Source organism: Marinovum sp. 2_MG-2023 (assembly GCF_030548265.1).
Classification (GTDB): Bacteria; Pseudomonadota; Alphaproteobacteria; order Rhodobacterales; family Rhodobacteraceae; genus Marinovum.
The window spans coordinates 162,549-185,072 of the sequence record NZ_JAUOSD010000005.1 but is presented as its reverse complement, the minus strand read 5'-3'; the positions used below and the strand labels follow the sequence as shown (position 1 = coordinate 185,072).

Sequence of the window (22,524 nt, the reverse complement as noted above, 5' to 3'; positions counted from 1 at the left end):
ATTCGGGGGCCGCCGCGATGGGCGGCCCGCCGTCTGCGCTTAGTGGCCGTAGCCCTGATTGCTCTCGATGTCTTTGTCGATCTCGTCGACCGCGGCATCAAGGGTGTCGGCGACATCGGCGCCATTGGCGATATCGGCCAGCGCTTTTTCAAAGACCTTGGCGGCGACCACATAGCCAGGGGTGACCGGACGCACCATCGCCTGCTCTGCGGACAGATCAAAGAACACCGCCAGCGGGCCACCGTCGGCGTATTTCTCGGTCATCTGCGCCGCTTCCTTGGAGGCGGGGATCAGGCCAATACCATCAGAGAAGGCCGCCATGTACTTGTCTTGCAGCGCATGTTCGACGAAGGCCGCCGCACCCTCTGGATGCGCGCAGGCACTGGAAACACCGAACTGCCACGAGGCGGCGCCGATCTTGGAACCATTGCCAAAGTCAGGCGCAGGCAGAAAGCGCACATCGTCGACGCCGGCGTCCAGCGTCGCCGCCGCAGCCCAGTTGCCGTTCCAGGAAAACGCATATTTGCCTTCGTTGAAGCCGACATCGCGATCTGCCGGATCCTGGCTGGTGCCGGGGGCATAGCCGTCCGCGAACAGCGATTGCCACCATTCACCGAACTCGATTGCTTCGTCGCTGTTCAGCACGCCTTCGGCGCTGGCATAGGTCGAGCGGTCCACGATATCGCCGCCAAAGCTCTGCAGGAAGGGCGAGAAGGCATAAGGATACCACTCGCCGGTCCATGCGGTGCCAAGATCAAGCGCATAGTCGTAGTTGCCCGAGGCCTTGGCCGCGTCGAGCGCCGCCATGAACTCGTCGCGGCTCCATGGTTCGTCCAGCGTCGGCGTGCGCAGGCCAAGCGCGTCCAGCGTCGACTGGCGGGCATAAAGCGCCACGGCGGCATCCCAGAGGCCCACCGAGTACACTTCGCCATTATAGCGACCGATGGTGGCGTCCAGATGGCCGTCGATGGCCGCATCGCTGATCGGCAGCGGCTGGAGGTATCCGGCCCAGGCCCAGTTCGGCATGACGGGGCCATCGACATCAAGAATGCAGGGCAGGTTTCCGGCCAGCGCCGAGGCCACGACAGACTCGTTATAGCTCTGCTGCGGAAAGCTTTCGACCGTGACAGCCCAATCGGACTGCGCGGCATTGAACTCTTCGATGACGGTGTTCAGCAGTCCGCTTTCGACGTCGTTGCCCGCGCCGTGATACCACAGGGTCAGCTCGCTCTGTGCGTTGGCCGCGCCGGCCAATGCGGTGGTTGCAGCAAGTGCGCCGAGGATGGTTCTTGTCAGGGTCACGATGGTTTCCTCCCATGAGATGTGTTTTTGACAGTGGTGAGATCGGTCACAGAGGACCGCCAGACGACAGGCCCGCGCACAAGCGTCGGACCCTGTGATGCAGGAGCAGTCCCCGCGATCATTTCCAGAATGTATTTTGCCGCTTTCTGCCCCATCTCTCTGTAGGGCAGGTCTACGGTGGTTAGTTGCGGATACAGCATTTCCGAAATCGAGCGGTGATCGTCGTAGCCCGCGACCGAGATATCCTCGGGCACCCGAAGACCGCGGCTGCGCAGCAGGCCGTACACCCGCATCGCCATCTCGTCGTTGCCACAACAGATCACCGTTGGCGGCACATCCAGAGACAGCAAACGCTCAAGCGACTTCGCCAGCATGACCCCGGTCTTGTCTGCACCGCCTTGATAGCCCTGTGCCACAAGCGTCGGATCGGGCGTAATTCCCGCCGCCACATGTGCGGCCATATAGCCATTCAGACGCAGCCGCGCCGCAGGCATTTCGGGGTCGAGGGTCAAAAATCCGATGCGTCTGTGGCCGCTCTGAATTAGCCGGGCAACAAGTTCGGTTCCCCCGGTCACGTCATCAGGCAGCACGCAAGGGGTGGCGGCCTTGTCGTAGCAGTTCAACAGAACGACCGGGCAATCGGCATTGCCAAGATCGACGTCCACCTCGCTATGGTGGTCCGCCACATAGATCAGCCCCTCGACGCGGTGCTGCGCAAAGGTGCGCGCCAAGATCGGCGCTGCATCCGGCGCACCGCCGGTGTCGGCGATCATCAGGATCTTGCCGTTGGCCGCCATCTCGCGCTGAACACCCTGCACGATATGCAGATCGGGCAGACCCGACGGGGTTGCAGGCTCCGGCGCTTGCGAGATCGCACCGGTGATCAGGCCGATAATCCCCGACCGGCTCGACCGCATCATCCGCGCCGCCTGCGATGGCACATAGCCGAGAGCATTGATGGCCTTGGTGACTGCTTCCTTGGTCTTGGCGTTGACCGGCGCGTCCCCGTTAAGAACGCGTGACACGGTCTTGGGGGACACGCCCGCCAGTTTTGCAACATCGTAAATGGTTGCCATTTCTCTCCCCTCCACTTGCCATGCACCATATGACATTGGCGCATGACACCGATGTCATGACACCGGTGTCATATGCGATTCCGCCGGCTCATGTCAACTCGCTCCGATGGCACCACAGGTTCAGTGCAACCGACATCGTCGCGGACAGAGGGCTTTGCACAGACACATCGCGCATGCCGCGCGGGGGAAATTCTGCATCCCTGACTGAGGAGAAAGAGGGTCAGCCCTGTTTCGAGATAGCCCCTAGCCTAGGAAGGCATACGGCGCCCAGAGGCCGCGACCGAAGACCCCAACCAGACGCCCACAACGGCAGAGAACGGTGAAGCGGATCAGGGCAAATTGCGCCGTGCGAACATGGTCGATAACCACCAAAGTCCAAAATGCAGGCGCAAAATCACTTACTCATTGCATTTTAACGGAAAATAAGCCAATCACTCCCAAATAGCCCCAGATTTTCATCCGTACCATGCAAGGAGACGCCATTGACCACAGATATCGTAGCCGAATTTGCTCCGACAGGCACATTGCGCGTCGCGCTTAATCACGGGAACCGCATCCTCGTGGGGCGGAACACCGACGGGACACCCAAGGGCATCTCGGTCGACCTTGCAAAAGCACTGGCCAGCGACCTCGGCGTTGACCTCACATTCGTCGAATTCGATCGCGCGGTTGACGTCTCGAACTCTGCCGAGGATGACCTATGGGATGTTTGCTTCCTTGCCGTCGATCCAAAGCGCGCGCAGACCATCGACTTTACCGATCCCTATATTCGGATCGAGGGGCGTTACCTCGCGGGGGCGGGTTGCACCGCGGAAACCGCTGACGCATTGGTGACATCTGGCGCGCCCGTCGGCACGGTTGAGGGGTCGGCCTATACGCTCACCCTTGCGCGCAAACCCGGCGCCGAGAATCTGGTGACCTTTCCCGACATTCACGCCATGCTTGCGGCGCTGGACGCAGGCGAACTCCATGCGGTTGCAGGCATTGGCGCGGTGATGGAGACCGAGGCCAAACTGCGCCCGGGGGCACGCACGCTGCAACCGCCATTCATGGAAATTCTACAGGCGATGGCCATTGTGAAAGGTCGCCCCAAAGCGGCCGCGCACCTGCGTCATTTCCTCGCCGAATTGGCGCGCAGCGGTCGGGTCGGTGACATCCTTGAAGCCCACGGCGTCAGCCGCGACAGCGCAATTGCCCCCGACCCCGCCTGAGACTTCGCGCCTTTGCCGCACGGCCCAAAACAAGGACATCCCATTGTCATCTTATGCGCGCGAGCTTGAATCCCTGCCTTCTTCCATGCTTCAGAAATGCGGCACAGAGGCCGTGGTGCAACAGGGTCAAGAAACCTTCGGCAGATCGTCACTGCCAACGGCGGCGCGTGCCCACATTTTGGAACATCTGACATGACGCAAAATGCCACCTGGGACACGCATGTTCACCTGTTCTATCCGCGCGTCTTCCCCTTCGCGCACCAGCGAAGCTACACGCCCGGCGACGCCAGTGTGCCTGACCTCCTTGGGATCATGGCGGCGGGGAACATTGATCGCGCCGTGGTGGTGCAACCAAGCGTCTATGGCAGCGACAACGCCTGTTTGTTAAAGGCGCTCGATACCCTTGGCGACCGTGCGCGTGGCGTGGCGGTAGCCGACCCTTCGACCCTCGACCATGCCACGATCGCCGAAATGCGCGCCAGCGGCGTGCGCGGCTTTCGTGTCAATCTGGTCAGCGGGGCCGAGGCCGATGCGGGCGCGCACGCGGTTCAGGCGATGGCCTCCGCCCTCGCGGGCAGCGGCATGTTCCTTCAGATCTACGCGCCAATCGACGCCGTGCTGCGGCACGTCGAACTCATCACACACGCGGGTGTGCCCGTCGTTCTGGACCATTTCGCGGGCATCGGCGCACAGGCCCCCGAAAGCAGCCTGATCGACCTGCTCCAAAGATGTGATTCCGAGCCTGTTTGGATAAAAATGTCGGCGGACTACAAACTTGGCCCCACCCCAGAGAGCGCGCAAACCCAGGCAAAATCCCTGATCCGCACATGCGTCGCTCTGCGGCCCGACCATATCATTTGGGGCTCAGATTGGCCGCACACCAGCGGTGGCCCGGAACGCAAGACACGCGCATTTGGCGAGATCGAGCCGTTTCGGAATGTCGACTCTCACGCCATTCCGAAGCTGTTTTCGGTCTGTGGGGTGACGCCCGAACAGATCCAAAACATCATGTGTCACAATCCCGCGCGCCTGTTCGACGGCCAGTAGACGCGCGGGCAACGGACCGCGCGTCGTTTGGATTAATTGACGGAAATATTCAATCCTGAGGCACAATTACGCCTGGGAATGCGCCTCGGCCTCCATCTCCTCTGACCAATTCCGTGCAATCGGGCTTTTGCGACGCAGCGCGCCCGACAGGTGCCGACGCATGAAGTACGACGCCTCCACCACTTCGCCCCGCTCCAACAGGTCGATGATTTCAATGTGGTCGCTACATTGCACTTGCAACCGCTCCTGATCCACGCGCGCACGGTATTCCATCAGACGACGCATGCGGTTCACACGCTCCAAGGCACTGGCAAAAAACGGATTATTTGACATTGCGATCAGGGCCTCGTGAAAGGCTGCCCCATTGGCGAGCAGCTGTTCCGGCGGCGTTCTGGCCACATCGACTTCCAACATCCACTCCTGAATTCGGCGATGCTCTGCGAGCACCTTGCGGTCGAGCTCAAAACTCGGTTCAAGCAACGCCACCGGCTCGATCGCGAGGCGGAACCGATAGATTTGATCGAAGGCCTCTGAGGTTTTCGCCACCGGCAGCAACCGCCAGCCATAGCCTTCTTTGCGCTCTGCCCACCCCTCGCGCGCCGCGCGCGCCATCATGTCGTTGAGCCGTGATTTGGTAAGGGAATACCGCTGCCGCAAGCTCTGTTCTGTGACAATCTCGGTCAGGCGATTTTTGAGCCAATCTTCGGCAAAGGTTTGATATACATCGGATTCCTCAGAATCCTGCGCCGCGATTTCCTGGGCGAGCCCCTCGGGGATTTCTTCGGGCACGAAATACCCGCGATTGGCCTGATGCTCCAGCAACCCCTTGTCAGACAACGCGACCAGCGCATCACGAACCGGCGTGCGGGACACCTGATACCGGTCTGCAATCTGCTGCGTGGCCACATGCGTCCCCGGCTCAATCGTGCCGGTAAGAATATCCTTGGCAAGACGGTTGGAGATGCGTGTCGCGAGGTCGCTGCTGCTCATTTTATTGGTCCTTGTTGGTCGATCACGTTTTGCCCTTGGACGCGCGCGATCCAGATTCGCAGCACCTCCCCACCGATAGAAGGCATTTTTGGCGACCAAAATGCTAAAATCAAGAGCCGATTCTGCCGCAATGCAATCTCACACCCTTCAATGGGCCTCCTGCATTTGGCAATCAATTCGTTATTTTTCAAGCAATTACCGCCATCTTCGCCAAAATTTTCGCGTCGCAAAAATTGGCTATTGGCTTTTTTGGTCATTAAGTGCAATCTGAAGCCCGACTACACTGCACCTAACGAAAACGCATTTGGGAGGAAAAAATGCAATTCAAACACAACCTCGTCGCAGCAGCGGCTCTGGCCATCGCCTCGTTTGCACCAAGCGTGGGCCTGGCCCAGGACTTTGAGCCTGAAAACCCACAGTGCATCGCCCCATCCAACCCCGGTGGCGGCTGGGATTTCATCTGCCGCACCACCGCGCGCTTCCTGTTCGACCTTGGCGTCATGGATGACACGATGCAGGTCACAAACATGACCGGCGGCGGCGGCGGCGTGGCCTTTGCCCATGTCACCAAGGAACGCAACGATGACAACAACCTGATTGTTGCGGCCTCCATGTCCACCAGCGCCCGGATCGCGCAAGGCATCTACAAAGGCGCAAGCTTTGACGATGTGCATTGGCTGGCCACGTTCGGCGCGGAATATGGCGCGATTGCCGTCGCCGCAGATTCCGAGTTCCAAACGCTCAACGACATGATGGATGCGATTTTGGAAAACCCGAAATCCGTGGGCATCGCCGGCGGCTCCTCGGTGGGCAGCTATGACCACATCAAACCCATGTTGCTGGCTCAGGCCGCAGGGATGGAAGACGTCACACAGGTTAAATACGTCTCCTATTCCGGTGGCGGCGAAGCGATGACCGGCCTTTTGTCCGGCTCGGTTCAGGCCGTTTCGGGTGACTTCTCGGAAATGCTTGGCTTTGTTGAATCCGGCGACATCCGCATCATCGGCATTCTCGCGCCGGAGCGTTTGAAAAAATTCCCGGACATCGCGACCGCGAAAGAGCAGGGCTATGACGTGATTGGCGCGAACTGGCGCGGTCTCTACATGCCACAGGGCGCGTCTGACGAGGCCAAGGAGTTCTGGAAGCAGGCGATCATGACGATGGCCGAAAGCGACGATTTCAAAGCCGCACTCGAGGCCGCTGCGATTGAACCCTTCAACAACTTTGGCGACGACATGAACGCCTTTGTGCAAGGTACAATCGACGACGTGACCAAGCTGTCGAAAGAAATCGGCATCATCAAGTGATGCACCACGGCTGCCCCGACCGCTCGGGGCAGCCGCTTGTACAACCCTGCAAATCTGGAGACCAAGATGAGTGACCGAATTTTCGGTGCGGTCGGTCTTGCGCTGGCCGCATTCTACATATGGGCCGCCTCGATAATCCCCAACAGTTTCATGGTCGACGTGATCGGCCCGCGCACCTTCCCCTATATCGTTGGCACCATCATGGCGCTGAGCTCGTTGATATTCATCTTTCGCCCCTCGGGCGAGCCTGAATGGCCTGCTGTACGTGAGTTGAGCGAAATCGCCTTCGCCGCAGCCGTGATGTTCCTGTACGGCTGGGTGCTGCCCGAATTGGGCTTCGTGATCTCAACCATTTTCGCAACGGCATACCTGACATGGCGACTGGGCACGAAGCCCCTCGCCTCGCTGGTGACGGGTCTTGCGACATCGGTCGGTATCTATGTCGTGTTCCATCTGATCCTTGGCTTGTCGCTTGCCAAGGGCCCGCTGGGTTTCTGAGGAGCAAATATCATGGAAACTCTGAGTTCACTTGCGGATGGCTTTGCCATCGCCCTGACCTTCGAAAACTTGCTGCTTGCGCTGCTGGGCTGCTTTCTCGGCACGTTGATGGGCGCTCTGCCCGGCCTTGGGCCGGCCAATGGCGTGGCCATTCTCATACCGATCGCCTTTTCGCTCGGGCTTGGCCCGACGCCTTCGCTGATCCTTTTGACGTCGGTTTATTACGGCGCGATGTACGGGGGGCGGATTTCATCCATTCTCCTTAATATTCCGGGCGACGAGCCTGCGATGATGACCTGTCTCGACGGCTATCCCATGGCACAGCAGGGCAAGGCGGGCGAAGCTTTGTCCCTGTCCGGCATTGCGTCCTTTGTTGGGGCATTCTTTGCCACCTGCGGCCTGGTGCTTTTGGCGCCGCAACTGGTCAAGATCGCGCTGCTGTTCGGTCCTGCGGAATACTTCGTGCTGTTCACCTTGGCCTTTGCCACCTTGGGCGGGATTTCCTCGACCAATCAGGCAAAGTCGGCGTTTGCGGCGGCTTTCGGCCTTGGGATTGCGATGATCGGCAGCGACAGCCAAACAGGTTCGCAGCGCTTTACCTTTGACGAAATCCACCTGTTCGACGGAATTGATTTCCTGATCGCCATCGTCGGCCTGTTCGCATTGAGCGAGGTGTTCATCTTCCTTGAGAAACACCGTGGCGGCAGCGTCGGTCACAGTGGCGACATGAAGATTGGTCGCCTCCTGCCCAACCTGTCCGTGCTCAAACGTTGCATCCCCACAATGGGACGTTCCAGCGTCATTGGCTTCATCTCCGGCGTTCTGCCCGGAGCGGGTGCATCGCTTGGCTCGTTCCTCAGCTACTCGCTTGAGAAACAGACCGTGGACCGCGAAGGCAAGACCTTCGGCAAGGGCGATCCGCGCGGTGTGGTTGCACCTGAGGTCGGCAACAATGCCGCATCGGGCGGCGCGCTTGTGCCGATGCTCGCCCTCGGCGTGCCGGGATCGGGGACAACGGCGGTGCTTCTGGCGGTGCTCTTGCAGTTGAACATCACCCCCGGCCCGCTGCTGTTCCAAAAGAACCCGGATGTGGTCTGGGGCCTGATTGCTGCCTTGTTCATCGCGAACTTCATGCTGCTGGCGCTCAACATCCCATTGGTTGGCCTGTTCACCCGCGTCTTGCTGGTGCCAACACGGATCTTGATGCCCGTGGTCGCGATGGTCTCTTTTGTCGGGATCTATTCCATCACCGGATCGACGTTTGACGTCATGCTGATGGTTGGTTTCGGCATCCTGGGCTGGGTGCTGCGCAAGTTGGACGTGCCATTGGTGCCGATCATCCTTGGCATCCTGTTGGGCAACGAGATGGAAGTGAACCTGCGTCGGGCTCTGACGATCTCTGACGGTGACTGGGGCATTCTGGTCGGCAGCCCCTTGGTGTTGATCTTGTGGGCCGTGGCGATCATCGGCTTCGTCCTTCCGATCTTCCTGTCGCGTCGCGTCAAACGGAACATGGAGGCCGCGCGCCCCTCTGAGGAAATCGCAGCAGGCGACTGATCCCCTTTCAAACATGGGGGGCGCCCACGTCGCCCCCCGTACCCCCCTCTCAATCTCTCTCAGCGGAACAATCCGTCGAAATTATCAAGGAGAACCATAATGCGTATCATGTACTTGCCCTGCGACGGTATCGGGCCGGAAATCACGGCCGAAACCCTCAAGGTGGTCGAGGCCGCGAATGAACGCTTCGACCTCGGTCTGACGTTCGAAAAGGCAGAATCCGGCTTCGACTCGCTCAAGAAATACGGCACCACCCTGCGTGAAGAGGTGCTTGACCGCGCACGGACCGAATTTGACGGCGTGATCCTCGGCACGCAGTCGCACATGGACTATCCCCCCGTTGTCGAAGGCGGTCGCAATGTCTCGGCCGGGTTCCGCATCGGTCTGGACCTCTATGCCAACGTGCGCCCCGCACGGAGCCGCGATTTCATCCCGAACAAAGCGCCGGGCATGGATCTTGTGATCATGCGCGAAGCGACCGAAGGATTTTACCCCGACCGCAACATGTACAAAGGCGTCGGTGAAATGATGCCCGACCCGAACATGGCCCTGTCGGTCCGCAAGATCACCCGTCACGGCTCGATGCGCATCTGTCGCGAAGCGTTCAAACTGGCGATGCAGCGCAACAAGAAGGTTGTCGCAATTCACAAGGCGAACAGCTTTCTCATGACGGACGGGCTGTTTCTTGAATGCTTCCGCGAAGTGGCCAAGGAATTCCCCGAGGTCGAGACAGACGACAAGATCGTTGACGCCTTTGCCGCCCTGCTGGTGCGTCAGCCAGAGATCTATGACGTTGTCGTCGCGACCAACTTCTACGGTGACATCCTCTCCGATCTCGCCTCCGAGCTTTCGGGGTCCCTGGGTCTTGCAGGGTCGATCAACGCCAATGCCGAAACAGGCCTGTGCTGTGCCCAGGCTCAACACGGCTCTGCCCCGGACATCCAGGGCAAGAACGTCGCCAACCCGACCTCTTTGATCTTGTCGGCGGCAATGATGCTGTCGTGGCTCGGCGAGCAACGCGGCGTGCAAAAGCTTCTGGATGCAGGCACAGCGATCACCGAGGCCGTGGATGCGGTCATTGACGATCCGGCCAAGCGCACGCGCGACCTTGGCGGTTCGGTCAACACCGACCAATTCGGCACCTTCGTCGCCGATGCCGTCGCAGGCAAAGTTCCGGCCTAGGTTGGTCCGCTCGACGGGCAGGTACCTCCCCCCTGCCCGTCACCCCCTCTCTGCATTCGGGAACTCGACATGACACGTATCGTATTGATCCACGCCACCCGGGTCGCAATGGCCCCGATCGACGACGCCTTCAAACGGCTCTGGCCGGATGCCGAAACCATCTCGATCCTCGAGGAAGGTCTCTCGGCCGATGCAGCGTCCGGGCGTGTCGATGCAACCGAGCTTGATCGCCGCATCAACGTGCTGGCGGATTATGCGATGGATCTCGCGCCCGACGCCATTCTCTATACCTGTTCTGCCTTTGGGGCGGGCATTGAAACCGCCGCCGCGCGGCTGGATATTCCGGTCCTCAAGCCGAACGAAGCCATGTTCGAAGCGGCCGTCGCAAGCGGTGGAAATGCCACCATGCTCTATACCTTCCCCCCTGCTGTGGCGGGAATGGAATTGGAGTTCACCGAAGAGACGGCACGCAGCGACGCAGATGCGACGCTGACCTCCGTCGCGGTCCCCGATGCCCTCGCCGCGCTCAAGGCGGGTGATGGCAAGACACATGACCAACTGATCGCGCAGGCCGCCGCCAATGTACGCAATGCCGACGCCATAGTGCTGGCGCATTTTTCGATGAGCCGCGCCGCCGACGCGGTGCGGGCCTGCACGGATATTCCCGTGCTGACCAGCCCCGACGCCGCGATTGACAAATTGAAGCGGATTTTAGCCCCCGCAAACGCAAAAGGAACCTTGGAATGCTGATAGGTGTGATCGCCGACGACTTTACCGGCGGGAGCGATATTGCAAATACGCTGGCCAAGGGCGTCGCCCCGGAAGGTGGATTGATCACAGCGCAATATGCGGGCGTACCAACGCAAAAAGCCGCGCCAGAGATCGAGGCAGGCGTCATCTCTCTCAAGAGCCGCTCGACATCGGTTGAACAGGCGGTCGCGCAATCTCTGGCGGCGCTGGAATGGTTAAGTGAGCAAGGCTGCGAGCAGATCGTTTTCAAATACTGTTCGACCTTTGACTCAACGAATGACGGCAACATCGGCCCGGTCTCCGAAGCCCTCGCACGTGCCCTGGACTGTCGCGGTGTTGTCGTCTGTCCCGCCTTTCCGACAGCGGGGCGCACGGTCTTTCAGGGGCATCTGTTTGTTTTTGATCGTCTGCTGAATGAATCCGGGATGCAGAACCACCCGTTGACGCCGATGACCGATCCCGACCTGCGCCGTGTCTTGCGCGCACAAACGGATGAGAGTGTCGGCCTCATACCGCACACTGTTGTCGCGGCTGGCGCTGATCCTGTGCGCGACGCCCTGTGTTCCATGCCCGAACGCTTTGCCGTGGTTGATGCGATCTCGGATGAGGCGCTTCTGACCATCGGGGATGCTGTCGATGGCGCGGCGCTGGTTACTGGCGGTTCCGGGATTGCGCTTGGATTGCCACGCAATTTCATTCGCGCCGCGCGTGCCCAGGGCGGCGACGTGCCGTTCACCCCCGCCACCGGCCCCGAAGCGATCCTTGCCGGGTCGTGTTCTGGCGCCACACGCGGTCAGGTAGATTATCACGCCGCCCGCCACCCGACGCTTGCCATTGATGTGCCCGGCGTCATGCAGGGGACCGTCACGGTCGACGACCTTACGGCCTTCATCGTCGCGCATCAGGGCGACGCGCCGCTGGTCTACTCCTCTGGCACGCCAGAGGATGTGCGCGCGGTCCAGCAGGAATATGGCCGCGAGGCCACCGCCGCCAAGCTCGACGCCTTGTTCGCCGACACAGCACGGGCGCTGGTCGAGCGCGGCTATCGTCGCATCGTGGTCGCGGGGGGCGAAACCTCTGGCGCGGTGGCACAGGCGGTCTGTACCACGCTTGACGTCAACGCCATGCGCATCGGCCCCGAAATTGACCCCGGTGTTCCCATTCTCAGCCTCGGCGACGCCCCCGTTCTGGTCGCACTGAAATCCGGCAATTTCGGCACCCCCGACTTCTTTGAAAAGGCGCTGCGCATGATGGAGACCGGCGCATGACCGACGAAGAGGGCAAAGCACGGGAAGAAATGGCACATCTGTGCCGCTCGCTCTTTGACCGTGGCTTTTCCGTTGGCACCGCCGGCAATGTGTCCGTGCGGCTGTCGGATGGTATTTTGATGACCCCCACCAATGTGCGGCTCGGTGATCTCGATCCGAAGCGCATCTCGAAGCTGGATTTTGAAGGCCGCCATATCGCCGGTGACAAACCCACCAAAGAAGTGTTCCTGCATCAGGCGTTTTACGACACGCGCCCAGAAGCAGGTGCGGTGGTTCATTTGCATTCGACATGGGCCACGGCCCTGTCCTGCCTTGCAGATATCAACCCCGACGATTGTGTGCCGCCGCTCACGCCTTATGTCGTGATGCGCGTCGGGACGGTGAAACGGGTGCCCTATGTCAAACCCGGCGATCCAACCATGGGCGACATGATCCGCGATTTGCAGGGCAAATATGCGGCGGTTCTATTGGCCAACCACGGCCCCGTGGTCAGTGGCAAAAACCTGTTCTCGACCGTTGCCGCAGCGGAAGAGCTTGAAGAAACCGCACGGCTGATCGTGGCGCTGCGCGGCATGAACACACAGGTGTTGACGCCCCAGGACGTCGCGGAACTGAACACAACTTTCGGCAGGATATAACCCAATTGCCCAGTTTGACGCCCCTCCCCCGCGCTCTGCTCACCCTTGTCGCGGCGATCGCTGCGGGGTGGGCGCTTTCGACGACGGGGCTGCCGCTTGGGTGGTTGATTGGCGCGATGCTCTTGATTGTGGTGGCGTCATTGCTTCAGCTGCCCGTGGTGCAACCCACGCTGTTGATGCCCTATGTAAAGGCTGCTGTCGGCACGATGCTGGGCGCGGCGATCCCGTCCAATATCGTTGAGCTGGCCGTCGCATGGTGGCCGTCGCTGACCATGATGTTCGCCATTTTGATTATTGGCGGTGCGATAAATTACAACGGTCTCCAGCGTCTGTTCGGGTTCCCGAAAATTGACGCGCTGTTGTGCTCCATGCCCGGCGGGATTTCCGAAATGATCCTGATCGGCGAGCATGCCGGCGCGGATCAGCGGCGGGTTGCAATTGTTCATGCGCTGCGCATCGCGCTCTCTATCCTGCTTATTCCCGTGCTTGCCGGGCTGGCCTTTGGCGTTTCGGTGGAAAGCACCACAAACGCCGTATCACATCAGATGACCCTGCCCGATTGGGGCTGGTTCCTGGCCTGTATCGCCGCCGGCGTCGCGGCCGACAGATGGCTACGCATTCCGGCGGCACTCATCCTTGTCCCGATGCTGGTCAGCGCCGCGCTGCACCTGACACAGGTCTCGGCGTTTCATGTCCCGTCAGAGGTCTCGATCGCCATTCAGGTGGCCATCGGCATCAATGTCGGCGCGCGGTTTCTGGGTGTCTCACTGTCGACGCTGGCGGGGTTTGCCCTGTCCGCGATGGCCGTCGTCGCAATCCAGATTGGCATCGCCATTCTTGCAGCTGTCATCATGGCCAAACAGGGCGGCTGGGACGGGCTGGCCTTGACCCTGGCCTTCGCGCCGGGCGGCTTGGCAGAGATGTCATTGATCGCCGTAACCATGGGGCGCGAAGTCGCGCTTGTCGCCTGTCACCACATCCTGCGCGTGCTGTTCGCACTCTTTGCCGCACCGACGCTGGTCTCACTTTTGTCCAAGAGGTCGCAATGACACTTCACACCGATGTGCACCACCACGATCAAACCATGCGTGTTGTCGATCTCAAAACGATCCTCGGCGCGCGGCTGGCAAAGCTGCCACATGTCTTGCGACTGCTGAGCGAGAACCACCTGCGCGAGACACAAGCACCTGCCCCGCTGATCGCCGCCCTCGACGACTGGCTTGCGAAGCGGCCCACAGGTTTCGAATTCTCGTTTCGCCCCAACCGCATCTTGATGCACGACACGACCTGCACCCCGGCGATTGCCGATATTGCAGGGCTGCGGGACGCAATTGCCGAGGCCGGCGGCGACCCTGCCCAGCTGACGCCGCAGCTGCCCGTCGAGGTGTCTGTAGATCACTCTCTCGCCGTGGATATCTATGCCAACCCCGAGGCCGCCACCCGCAACGGTGCGCGCGAAATAGAGCGCAACCACGAACGTTATGCATTCATGAAATGGGCCTCGGCCAACCTTAGCGGGGTCCATGTGAACCCGCCCGGTACGGGGATCATGCACACAATCAACCTCGAACAGCTCGCCACGCTTCTTGAGATCAACCAAGACGGCACCGCGCATCCGGATATGCTGTTGGGGACCGACAGCCATACGCCGATGATCAACGGCATTGGCGTACTGGGTTGGGGCATCGGCGGGCTGGAGGCGGAAAGCGTGATGTTCGGCCAAGCCACGACGCTGGCCGTGCCAAAGGTGGTCGGCGTGCGGCTGGTCGGGGCCTTGCGCGCGGGGGTGCTATCGACCGATCTGGCGCTCGAGATCACCCACCGCCTGCGCGCGCTTGACGTCACGGGCGCCTTTGTCGAATTCTTCGGCCCCGGCGTCGCGACCCTTACGGCGGGTGACCGCGCGGTGATCGCCAATATGGCACCGGAATACGGCGCTTCGACCGGCTTCTTCCCGGTGGATGCCAATAGCGTGACCTATCTGGAACAAACCGCACGCGCAGCGCCGTTGACCCGGGCCATTGAACCCGTCTTTCGCGCGATGGGGCTTTGGTTCGATCCCGAAGCGCACCCCAGCTTCGATCAGGAGATCGAGATTGATTTGGCGTCACTGACCCCCGTCGTCGCGGGGCCGCGCCGCCCGCAGGACCGATGCGCGCCCGCGCAGGCACAGACCGGGATTGAAACCGCAATCAACCGCCCTTTGGCCCCCTGCCCCCCGGACAGGAACACGGTGCCGGACGGCGCTGTCGGCGTGGCGGCGATCACGAGTTGCACCAACACATCCGATCCACGCCTGTTGATCACGGCGGGGTTGCTGGCGCGCAAGGCGGCGCAACGCGGCCTCACCGTGCCCCATTGGGTCAAGACCTCTTTGGCGCCCGGATCGCCCTCGGCACGCGCCTATCTGGATCGCGCGGGCCTGACCCGCGATCTTGCGGCGCTCGGCTTTGACATTGTCGGGTTTGGCTGCACCACATGTATCGGCAACTCCGGCCCGCTGCCTGCGGTGATCGAAACGGCATTGGAACAGGACAAAGCCGTCTGCGCGGTCCTGTCGGGGAACCGCAATTTCCCCGGACGCGTGCACCCCAAACTCGACCTCGGATATCTGGCATCGCCGCCGCTGGTCATTGCCTACGCGATCAAAGGGCGGATCGCCGGGGATATTCTGAGCGATCCCCTGGGCGAGGACGCAAGCGGCGCAGCGGTCTATTTGCGCGACATTTGGCCGGATCGCGATGACATCGACGCCGCAGTGACGCGCGCCTTTCGCGCAGATGACGTGCCCCAGGCCTTTGCGACCGCTTCGGGAAACAAAGCGTGGCAGGACATCGCCTGTCCCGCCACGCCATTGTTCCCATGGAACAGCGCATCGCGCAGCCTGCGCCGCCCGAAATTTGCATCCCTGTCAGAGACCACGCGCCTTGGACAGTATTCCGCCGCGCCGCTTCTGGTGCTTGGCGATGACATGACAACCGATCACATCTCGCCGGCGGGGTGGATTTCACCCGACAGCGAGGCCGGTAAGTGGCTGATCGCGCGTGGCGGCACGCCGGCCGATCTGAATGTCTATGCCTCCTATCGCGGCAACTGGGAGGTCATGTTGCGGGGGCTGTTTACCAATCGGCTCGCGCGCAATTACCTCGCCGATGACCTGCCCGCAGGCTGGACCACCCTCAAAGACGGATCCCCCCTGCCCGTGCATCGCGCCGCAGCGCAACTGGCCAAGGCGGGCACCTCTGCCGTGATCCTTGCCGGTGCGCGGTATGGCATGGGGTCCAGTCGCGATTGGGCGGCCAAAGGGGCCGCGCTTCTTGGGGCGCGGGCCGTCATCGCCCGCAGCTTCGAGCGGATTCACCGCCAGAACCTGATCGGAATGGGGGTTGTCCCACTTGTGATCACGGATGGGTTCCTGCCCGCCAGCGCAGGCATTACGGCAGCGGATCGCTTTGACATTTCCCTGCCGCCGGACAGTTTGACGCCCAATCAGGATGTCGCGCTGCATTGGTCGCCCGCAAACGGCCAGCCAAAAACCATCGCCTGCCGCGCCGATGTGCAAACCGGGCAAGAGGTCGCATTGCTGCAAGCGGGCGGGGTGCTGGCCTCGATCCTTGAACGGGTTCTTGGGCACCACCCGCGCCCCGGCGTGGCGTGACAATCCCGCACAAATGTGTACTCATTTACAGATGCGGCCACCCAATCGCCGTGCCAGCCTGTGAAATGAGACCAAAGTGAACGCGAAACGCAAAATTTACGAGTATCTGACAGGCGAGATCGCCAGCGGCCGCGTCAAGACAGGCGGGCGCACGGCCACGGAAAAAGAGCTGGCCGCGCAATTCAGCGTCAGCCGCTCGACAATTCAGGCGGTGATGTCGCAACTCGTGTCCGAAGGCTACGTGCGGCGACAGGCGGGCAAAGGCACCTTTGCCTGTCAGCGCGAGGATGACATGCGGGTTCGGGTTAATCTCGACATCCACAATATCCAATCCTTTGAAAACGAGGCCGCTGTGTCGGGCGAGCGTGTCACCTATCGGCTGATTTCCTTTTCACGTATCGCGGCCCCGGCGCGTGCCGCAGCGAAACTTGGCCTTGATCTGGGGACCGACGTCTTCAGCCTTCATCGTCTTCGGTTCATCGACAAACTCTGCATTGGCATGGAAATACGGTATTTTTCGCCCGCATTGACCCTGGATTTCCCTGCCACCGCATTGGAAACCGAGGGCGTGCATAGTCTGATCGAAGATGTTCTGGACATCCGCATCAGCCGGATCGAAGCCGCCCTGCGCGCCGAAGCGGCAACCGCTGCGGATGCCGCCCATCTGGGCCTTGCCCCACATGCGCCGCTGCTTGTCCGCTCTCACACCTTGTTCGACACATCCGAGCAGGTGATTCTGCATGGCGATTCCTACTACGTGCAACCTTTCTCGTTCCGCTACACCGCCAGCGTGCGAAATTGAGCCCAAGCGCAGACGCATCAGCGCGATCTGCGCCGCCCCCCTAGACCATTGATTTTCATGGAATTTTGACCAGACGCCCCGGCGTGCCGCCATGGGGCGTGGCCGCTCTAACCATATTGACTAGTCATTTGGCAAACGTCCCGACAATAAGATTGCCTGATTGGATTTTTTAACTTATAAATCCATAGCAACCATCGGAGACAGCAATGCTCTTTGCCCCACCCCAAGACATCACAGCAGAGGTTTTTGCGGAAGTTCCCGCAGAACTGATGCCGCAGGACACCTCAGAGTGGGGCACCGTCCAGCACCCGGGAAAGACCTTTCGCGCTTTTCTGGAGGGGCCATCCTTTGACACCGAGGGCAATCTTTACTGCGTCGACATCTGCCATGGCCGCATTCTGAAATGTGATCCGGGCGGCAATTTTTCGGTGGCCGCATCCTATGACGGCGAGCCGAACGGCCTGAAAATACACAAGGACGGGCGCATCTTCATCGCTGACCACGCGCATGGCATCATGGTCATGGATCCCCTGTCTGGCAAAGTCGAACCATATCTGACCCGTCCCGGGCTTGAACGGTTCCACGGGTTGAATGACCTGCATTTTGCAAGCAACGGCGACCTCTATTTCACCGATCAGGGCCAAAGCGGGCTCCACGCCCCCTATGGGCGCTTGTTCCGGCTGGGCGCCAATGGCGATCTTGATTGCCTGATCGACAAAATCCCAAGCCCGAATGGTTTGGTTTTAAACGAGACTGAAAACCAACTTTACCTTGCCGTCACGCGGATGAATGCCGTTTGGCGCGTGCGCTTCCTCCCGGGTGGCCGGACCGTTGCGAAAACAGGCACCTTCATTCAGCTGTCAGGCGGAATGGCGGGGCCCGACGGTCTGGCGCTCGGAGAGGGGGGGGAATTGGTGATCGGGCACATGGGTCTTGGCACGGCCTGGGTGATGACACGATTGGGCGAGCCGATGTACCGCATCCGTTCGCCGCGCGGCATCCTGACCGCGAACATGGCATTCGGAGGTGTCGACAATCGGGACCTCTATATCACCGAGGCTGAAACCTCGACGATCCTAAAAGTGACACTGCCGTTTGCGGGCAAGACGATGTTTAGCCATCAAACCTGACCCGCATCGGCACTCATGCGACAGGGAGGCTCCGCATGATACAGATATTGGACAGATTACTGTCCACCTTTGAAAAAACATTGATCGTTGTCCTGACGCTTGCGGGACTGGTCATGGCATCCGTGCAGGTCGTTCTGCGCTATGCGTTCAACACCGGCATTCACTGGCTTGAGGCTGGTTTGGTGACGGCGTTGGTCTGGGCCATGCTGATTGGCGCGGTCCACGGTGTGCGCCAGGGATCTCATCCACGGGTTGACCTGTTGCCGCAACTGATGCCCCGGCGCACGCGTGCCACGATGAACGCCATTGCGCTTTTGGCGACCCTTGTGCTGGTTTGCTACTATCTCTTTGACAGCGTGTTTTATGCCGAATTCATCAATCGCATCAACGCGCTGCATCCTGAGCTTGGTATCAAGATGGTCTATCCGTTTTTGATCATCCCCCTGATCACCGCGCTTATGGCGCTGCGCTACATCCTGCTGGCAGCCGCGCTTTGGCACCGGCCCGACAGCATCACCCCCGAAGAAGATTTTCGCGGCCTGATGGCCGGTCAGCCTGACGACCAAGGAGATTTGAAATGACCGCAGTTGTGCTTGTTGGGCTGTTCTTCGGTCTCATTCTTGTTGGCGCACCGATTGCCGTGGCGCTTGGCGGTTCTGCGGTTCTGGCGTCGATGATCTTCTCGCCGATTGCGGACGGTATTGTCGGGCAAAAGCTGTTTTCGAACCTCAATCACTTCACGCTGATGGCGATCCCGTTCTTCTTCCTTGCTGCTGGCCTGATGGAGCGCGGCGGGCTGGTGCAGCGATTGGTCGGGCTGGCGCAAGCGGTCGTTGGCCACCTGCGTGCCGGGCTGGGCATGACCACGGTTCTGACCTGCATCTTCTTTGCTGCCATTTCCGGGTCCAGCCCCGCGACGGTCGCGGCAGTTGGCAACATTCTCTATCCGTCCCTGATGAAAGAGGGCTATTCGGCCAAATATGCCGTTGGCGCCCTGGCGACCTCTGGCTCGATTGGCATTCTGATCCCGCCGTCGATCCCGCTTATCCTCTATGGCTTTGTGACGGAAACCTCGATCCCTGCCCTCTTTGTTGCGGGCATCCTTCCGGGGCTGTTTTACGGCGCGATGCTGCTGATCACCGCACGCATTCTTGCGGTGCGCGAAGGCATCGAGGTCAAGCCCAAGGCCACCGCCCGCGAGCTTGGCCAAGCGTTGAAGGTCAGCCTGCCTGCGCTGTCGCTGCCGGTGTTCATCGTGGTCGGCATCTACGGCTTTCCCGAATTCGACCTGTTCGGCTGGCACATGGATGGCGGGGCGATCTTTACCCCGACCGAGGCCGCAGCCATCTCGGCCGTGCTTGCCATGGTGATTGGTTTCTTCATCTACCGCGAGCTGACGTTCCGCGACCTTGTGGCCGTGACGGCAGAGACCGGCCCAAAAGTTGGCATGGTGTTCTGGATCACTGCAAATGCCCTGTTGTTCGGCTTTTTCCTGACCAAGATCGGCATTCCTGCGGCCATGGCCCAGCTGGTAGTTGACCTGAACCTGTCGCCAATCGTGTTCCTACTGTGCGTGAACATCCTGCTGGTGATCATCGGCTTCTTTCTGGAAGGCGTGCCAACCATCCTGATCTTTGCGCCGCTGCTGGTGCCCGCCGCCGAGGCATTGGGAATTGATCCCGTGCATTTCGCGATCATCATGGTGGTGAACATCGAACTTGGCCTGATTACCCCGCCGGTTGGCATCAACCTCTTTGTGGCCAGCTCGATCACGGGCATGCCGGTTCTCAAAGTGTTTCAGGCGACGCTGCCCTGGATGGCCGCAACGATCATCACGCTCTTGTTCGTCACCTATTTCCCGCCGCTCTCGATGTTCTTGCCTGATCTCATGCACTGACATCGCGGCCGTCCATTTTACCCCGTCCATTTCACCCCATCAACGAGGAGAGGAGACCTCATGTTTACCACCACAATCAAAGCCAGCTGTCTGGCATTCGCCGTCGTCACGGCTACAGGCGCCGCCGCGCAAACCGACATTATCATGTCGAACGACAACAACGAAAAAGGGTTGAAGGGCCAGACCTTCGACCTTTTGGTCACCGAATTGGAAACCCGTCTGGGCGACCGCGCCCGCGTCGAGATGCACCACAGCGGCACGCTCTTTGATCAGCAAAGCCAGATCCAGGGTCTGCAACTGGGTGGTGTGAACATCATCTCGCCAACCGCGGGGGTCTACAGCTCGGTCAACGAAAACGTCGGCGCGTTGCAATTGCCGTTCCTGCTCAACACGCCTGCCAAAATTCAGGCCGCCGTGGCCGATCCCCTTGTGCGCGAGGCGATCATGCCCACGTTCAACGGCCAAAACATCGAAATCGTCGCGGTTTGGATGAACGGGCCACGCGATCTGGGCTACAAGGCCGATGCACCGATCCTGTGGCCGACGGATGCCAAGGGGCTGAAGGTGCGGGTGCAATCGGCACCGATCTTCGTCAAGACATGGGAGGCCGTCGAAGCCAGCCCGGTTGGCATCAACTGGTCGGAATCCCCGACCGCGCTGCAACAAGGTGTCATTGATGGTGCCGAGGTGACCCCCAACTCCTGGCGCGGCTCGTCGACCTATCAATTCGTCGACCACATCACCAAGACCGACCACCAGTATTCATTCTACTTGGTTGGCGCCAACAAGGCATGGTGGGATGGCCTTGATGATGACGTGAAACCGGAAATCGAAGCCGCCCTTAAGGTGGCGACCGATTGGAACATGAGCCAGGCAAGCAGCCTCAACGATAGCGACCTGGAGTTCATGGCAAGCGAAGGCGTGCAAATCCACGACCTGACTGCCGAGCAGCGCCAAGCATGGATCGACGCCATGCAGCCCGTATGGCAAGAGCTTGGCACTGATCTGGTCGGCGAAGAAGTGATGGCGCGCCTCAAGGCGATCGCAGCCGGCGAATAAATCACCCCCCTCCCCTGTAGACGAAGAAACGGCGCGGCCCTTGGGGACCGCGCCGTTTTGCATTTCATGAATGGCGGTGCTGCGTCGCGTTACGACGCCACCCGGGCATGACGCACCGAAGACCAGAACGACACGCCGATGATCGTCGCGCCCCCAAGCCCGGTCAGAAGTTCCGGCACATGCACCAACGCCTGGGCATACATGATGACCGACAGTATCAGGATCGCGTAGAACGCGCCATGTTCGAGGAATTTATACTCGGTCAGCGTCCGCTTCTCGACCAGCATGATGGTCATCGAACGCACATACATCGCGCCAATCCCCAGCCCGATTGCAATGACAAAAAGGTTCTGCGTCAACGCAAAGGCCCCGATCACGCCGTCGAAAGAGAAGCTGGCATCAAGCACTTCGAGGTACAAAAACGCCCCCAACCCGCCGCGCGCCGCGTCGCTCATGGTTTCGCTGGCACGATCCAGAATGTTGCCCATCACATCAACGACAAGGAAGGTCAAAAGCCCGTACAACGCCGCCGTGATGAATGTCATACGCTCTGCGCCCTCAAGAAAAGAGGCAAATGTCAGCGCCAGCAACAGGACGAATGCGATCTCGACACCACGGATCGACGCCAGGCGGCTGACGTGGTTTTCCACCATCGGCAGCCAGTGGATGTCCTTGTCCTCGTCAAAGAAGAACGCGAGCGCCACCATCATCAGGAACGTCCCGCCAAAGGCCGCAATCCCCAGATGCGCGTCCTTCATGATCGCCGCATATTGCTGCGGCTCCGCAGCGGCGAGCTTGATCGCCTCAATCGGCCCGATCTTTGCCGCGACCGCCACAATGATGAGCGGGAACAGAATGCGCATCCCGAACACGGCGATCAAAATCCCCCATGTCAGGAAACGCTTTTGCCAGACCGGCGTCATCTGTTTGAGCTTGTTGGCGTTCACGATGGCGTTGTCGAACGACAACGAGATTTCAAGCACCGACAGCACGATGCAGATCACGAGCACGGTCAACATGCCTTCCAGAGTGCCGGTCGTCGCCCAGCCCAGCCAGGCACCAAGCAACAGGCCGAAAAAAGTCACGACTAACGGCCATTTCATATAGTGAAGCGAAGTCATTCGAAGCCTCGAAAATTAAAGAAGAGACGCC

The 22,524-nt window shown here is 60.3% G+C and carries 21 protein-coding genes; 16 read left to right on the top strand and 5 right to left on the bottom strand.

Features of this window, described 5'->3' with window-relative positions:
- Positions 1 to 39: 39 nt before the first annotated feature.
- Positions 40 to 1,302 (bottom strand): extracellular solute-binding protein, encoded by a 1,263-nt coding sequence (locus tag Q4577_RS08360; protein WP_303469282.1) that lies wholly within the window; start codon positions 1,300 to 1,302, stop codon positions 40 to 42.
- Positions 1,299 to 2,378 carry a LacI family DNA-binding transcriptional regulator gene (locus Q4577_RS08355; RefSeq protein ID WP_303469280.1) on the bottom strand — a complete coding sequence of 360 codons (1,080 nt, stop codon included), beginning with the start codon at positions 2,376 to 2,378 and terminating at the stop codon, positions 1,299 to 1,301. Before Q4577_RS08355 ends, Q4577_RS08360 begins: the two co-directional genes overlap by 4 nt.
- Positions 2,379 to 2,860: 482 nt before the next feature.
- Here Q4577_RS08355 and Q4577_RS08350 point away from each other — a divergent pair, with 482 nt between their 5' ends.
- Positions 2,861 to 3,589 carry a transporter substrate-binding domain-containing protein gene (locus tag Q4577_RS08350; RefSeq protein WP_303469278.1) on the top strand — a complete coding sequence of 243 codons (729 nt, stop codon included), beginning with the start codon at positions 2,861 to 2,863 and terminating at the stop codon, positions 3,587 to 3,589.
- Between the two features lie 192 nt (positions 3,590 to 3,781).
- Positions 3,782 to 4,636 carry an amidohydrolase gene (locus Q4577_RS08345; RefSeq protein ID WP_303469276.1) on the top strand — a complete coding sequence of 285 codons (855 nt, stop codon included), beginning with the start codon at positions 3,782 to 3,784 and terminating at the stop codon, positions 4,634 to 4,636.
- 66 nt (positions 4,637 to 4,702) lie between these two features.
- On the opposite strand, the gene Q4577_RS08340 is transcribed toward Q4577_RS08345, so the two are convergent.
- Together Q4577_RS08340 and Q4577_RS08335 are read right to left on the bottom strand one after the other, a co-directional pair.
- Positions 4,703 to 5,626, bottom strand: coding sequence for a GntR family transcriptional regulator (locus Q4577_RS08340; RefSeq protein WP_244688288.1), 924 nt, complete (start codon positions 5,624 to 5,626; stop codon positions 4,703 to 4,705).
- Positions 5,623 to 5,883, bottom strand: a complete 261-nt coding sequence (locus Q4577_RS08335; RefSeq protein ID WP_303469275.1) for a hypothetical protein — start codon at positions 5,881 to 5,883, stop codon at positions 5,623 to 5,625. The genes Q4577_RS08340 and Q4577_RS08335 overlap by 4 nt, the downstream gene beginning before the upstream one ends.
- 60 nt (positions 5,884 to 5,943) lie before the next feature.
- Here Q4577_RS08335 and Q4577_RS08330 point away from each other — a divergent pair, with 60 nt between their 5' ends.
- The 14 genes from Q4577_RS08330 (at position 5,944) to Q4577_RS08265 (ending at position 21,372) form a co-directional block, all read left to right on the top strand.
- Entirely contained in the window at positions 5,944 to 6,933 is a 990-nt protein-coding gene (locus Q4577_RS08330) for a tripartite tricarboxylate transporter substrate binding protein (RefSeq protein ID WP_303469274.1), read from the top strand.
- Positions 6,934 to 6,999: 66 nt separating this feature from the next.
- On the top strand, positions 7,000 to 7,431 hold the full coding sequence (locus Q4577_RS08325) for a tripartite tricarboxylate transporter TctB family protein (protein WP_244688284.1): 432 nt from the start codon (positions 7,000 to 7,002) through the stop codon (positions 7,429 to 7,431).
- Positions 7,432 to 7,443: 12 nt separating this feature from the next.
- On the top strand, positions 7,444 to 8,988 hold the full coding sequence (locus Q4577_RS08320; RefSeq protein WP_244688282.1) for a tripartite tricarboxylate transporter permease: 1,545 nt from the start codon (positions 7,444 to 7,446) through the stop codon (positions 8,986 to 8,988).
- 99 nt (positions 8,989 to 9,087) lie between these two features.
- Positions 9,088 to 10,170 (top strand): isocitrate/isopropylmalate dehydrogenase family protein, encoded by a 1,083-nt coding sequence (locus Q4577_RS08315; RefSeq protein ID WP_244688280.1) that lies wholly within the window; start codon positions 9,088 to 9,090, stop codon positions 10,168 to 10,170.
- Positions 10,171 to 10,239: 69 nt separating this feature from the next.
- Positions 10,240 to 10,920 carry a hypothetical protein gene (locus Q4577_RS08310; protein WP_303469273.1) on the top strand — a complete coding sequence of 227 codons (681 nt, stop codon included), beginning with the start codon at positions 10,240 to 10,242 and terminating at the stop codon, positions 10,918 to 10,920.
- Positions 10,914 to 12,188, top strand: coding sequence for a 3-oxo-tetronate kinase (gene otnK / locus Q4577_RS08305; protein ID WP_303469272.1), 1,275 nt, complete (start codon positions 10,914 to 10,916; stop codon positions 12,186 to 12,188). The genes Q4577_RS08310 and otnK overlap by 7 nt, the downstream gene beginning before the upstream one ends.
- Positions 12,185 to 12,826: a 3-oxo-tetronate 4-phosphate decarboxylase gene (otnC, locus tag Q4577_RS08300; RefSeq protein ID WP_303469271.1), complete on the top strand. Its 642-nt coding sequence runs from the start codon at positions 12,185 to 12,187 to the stop codon at positions 12,824 to 12,826. Before otnK ends, otnC begins: the two co-directional genes overlap by 4 nt.
- 5 nt (positions 12,827 to 12,831) lie before the next feature.
- Positions 12,832 to 13,875, top strand: a complete 1,044-nt coding sequence (locus tag Q4577_RS08295) for an AbrB family transcriptional regulator (protein ID WP_303469270.1) — start codon at positions 12,832 to 12,834, stop codon at positions 13,873 to 13,875.
- Complete coding sequence (gene acnA / locus Q4577_RS08290; protein WP_303469269.1) at positions 13,872 to 16,484, top strand: aconitate hydratase AcnA; 2,613 nt, start codon at positions 13,872 to 13,874, stop codon at positions 16,482 to 16,484. Before Q4577_RS08295 ends, acnA begins: the two co-directional genes overlap by 4 nt.
- A 76-nt stretch (positions 16,485 to 16,560) precedes the next feature.
- Positions 16,561 to 17,286, top strand: coding sequence for a GntR family transcriptional regulator (locus tag Q4577_RS08285; protein WP_303469268.1), 726 nt, complete (start codon positions 16,561 to 16,563; stop codon positions 17,284 to 17,286).
- Between the two features lie 206 nt (positions 17,287 to 17,492).
- On the top strand, positions 17,493 to 18,416 hold the full coding sequence (locus tag Q4577_RS08280) for an SMP-30/gluconolactonase/LRE family protein (RefSeq protein ID WP_303469267.1): 924 nt from the start codon (positions 17,493 to 17,495) through the stop codon (positions 18,414 to 18,416).
- Positions 18,417 to 18,451: 35 nt separating this feature from the next.
- Positions 18,452 to 18,997: a TRAP transporter small permease gene (locus Q4577_RS08275; RefSeq protein ID WP_303469266.1), complete on the top strand. Its 546-nt coding sequence runs from the start codon at positions 18,452 to 18,454 to the stop codon at positions 18,995 to 18,997.
- Positions 18,994 to 20,313: a TRAP transporter large permease gene (locus Q4577_RS08270; RefSeq protein ID WP_244688259.1), complete on the top strand. Its 1,320-nt coding sequence runs from the start codon at positions 18,994 to 18,996 to the stop codon at positions 20,311 to 20,313. The genes Q4577_RS08275 and Q4577_RS08270 overlap by 4 nt, the downstream gene beginning before the upstream one ends.
- 60 nt (positions 20,314 to 20,373) lie before the next feature.
- Positions 20,374 to 21,372 carry a TRAP transporter substrate-binding protein gene (locus tag Q4577_RS08265; protein ID WP_303469265.1) on the top strand — a complete coding sequence of 333 codons (999 nt, stop codon included), beginning with the start codon at positions 20,374 to 20,376 and terminating at the stop codon, positions 21,370 to 21,372.
- Between the two features lie 89 nt (positions 21,373 to 21,461).
- Here the strand turns inward: Q4577_RS08265 and Q4577_RS08260 are convergent, their stop codons facing one another.
- Entirely contained in the window at positions 21,462 to 22,493 is a 1,032-nt protein-coding gene (locus tag Q4577_RS08260) for a DUF475 domain-containing protein (protein WP_244688254.1), read from the bottom strand.
- Positions 22,494 to 22,524 lie beyond the last annotated feature (31 nt).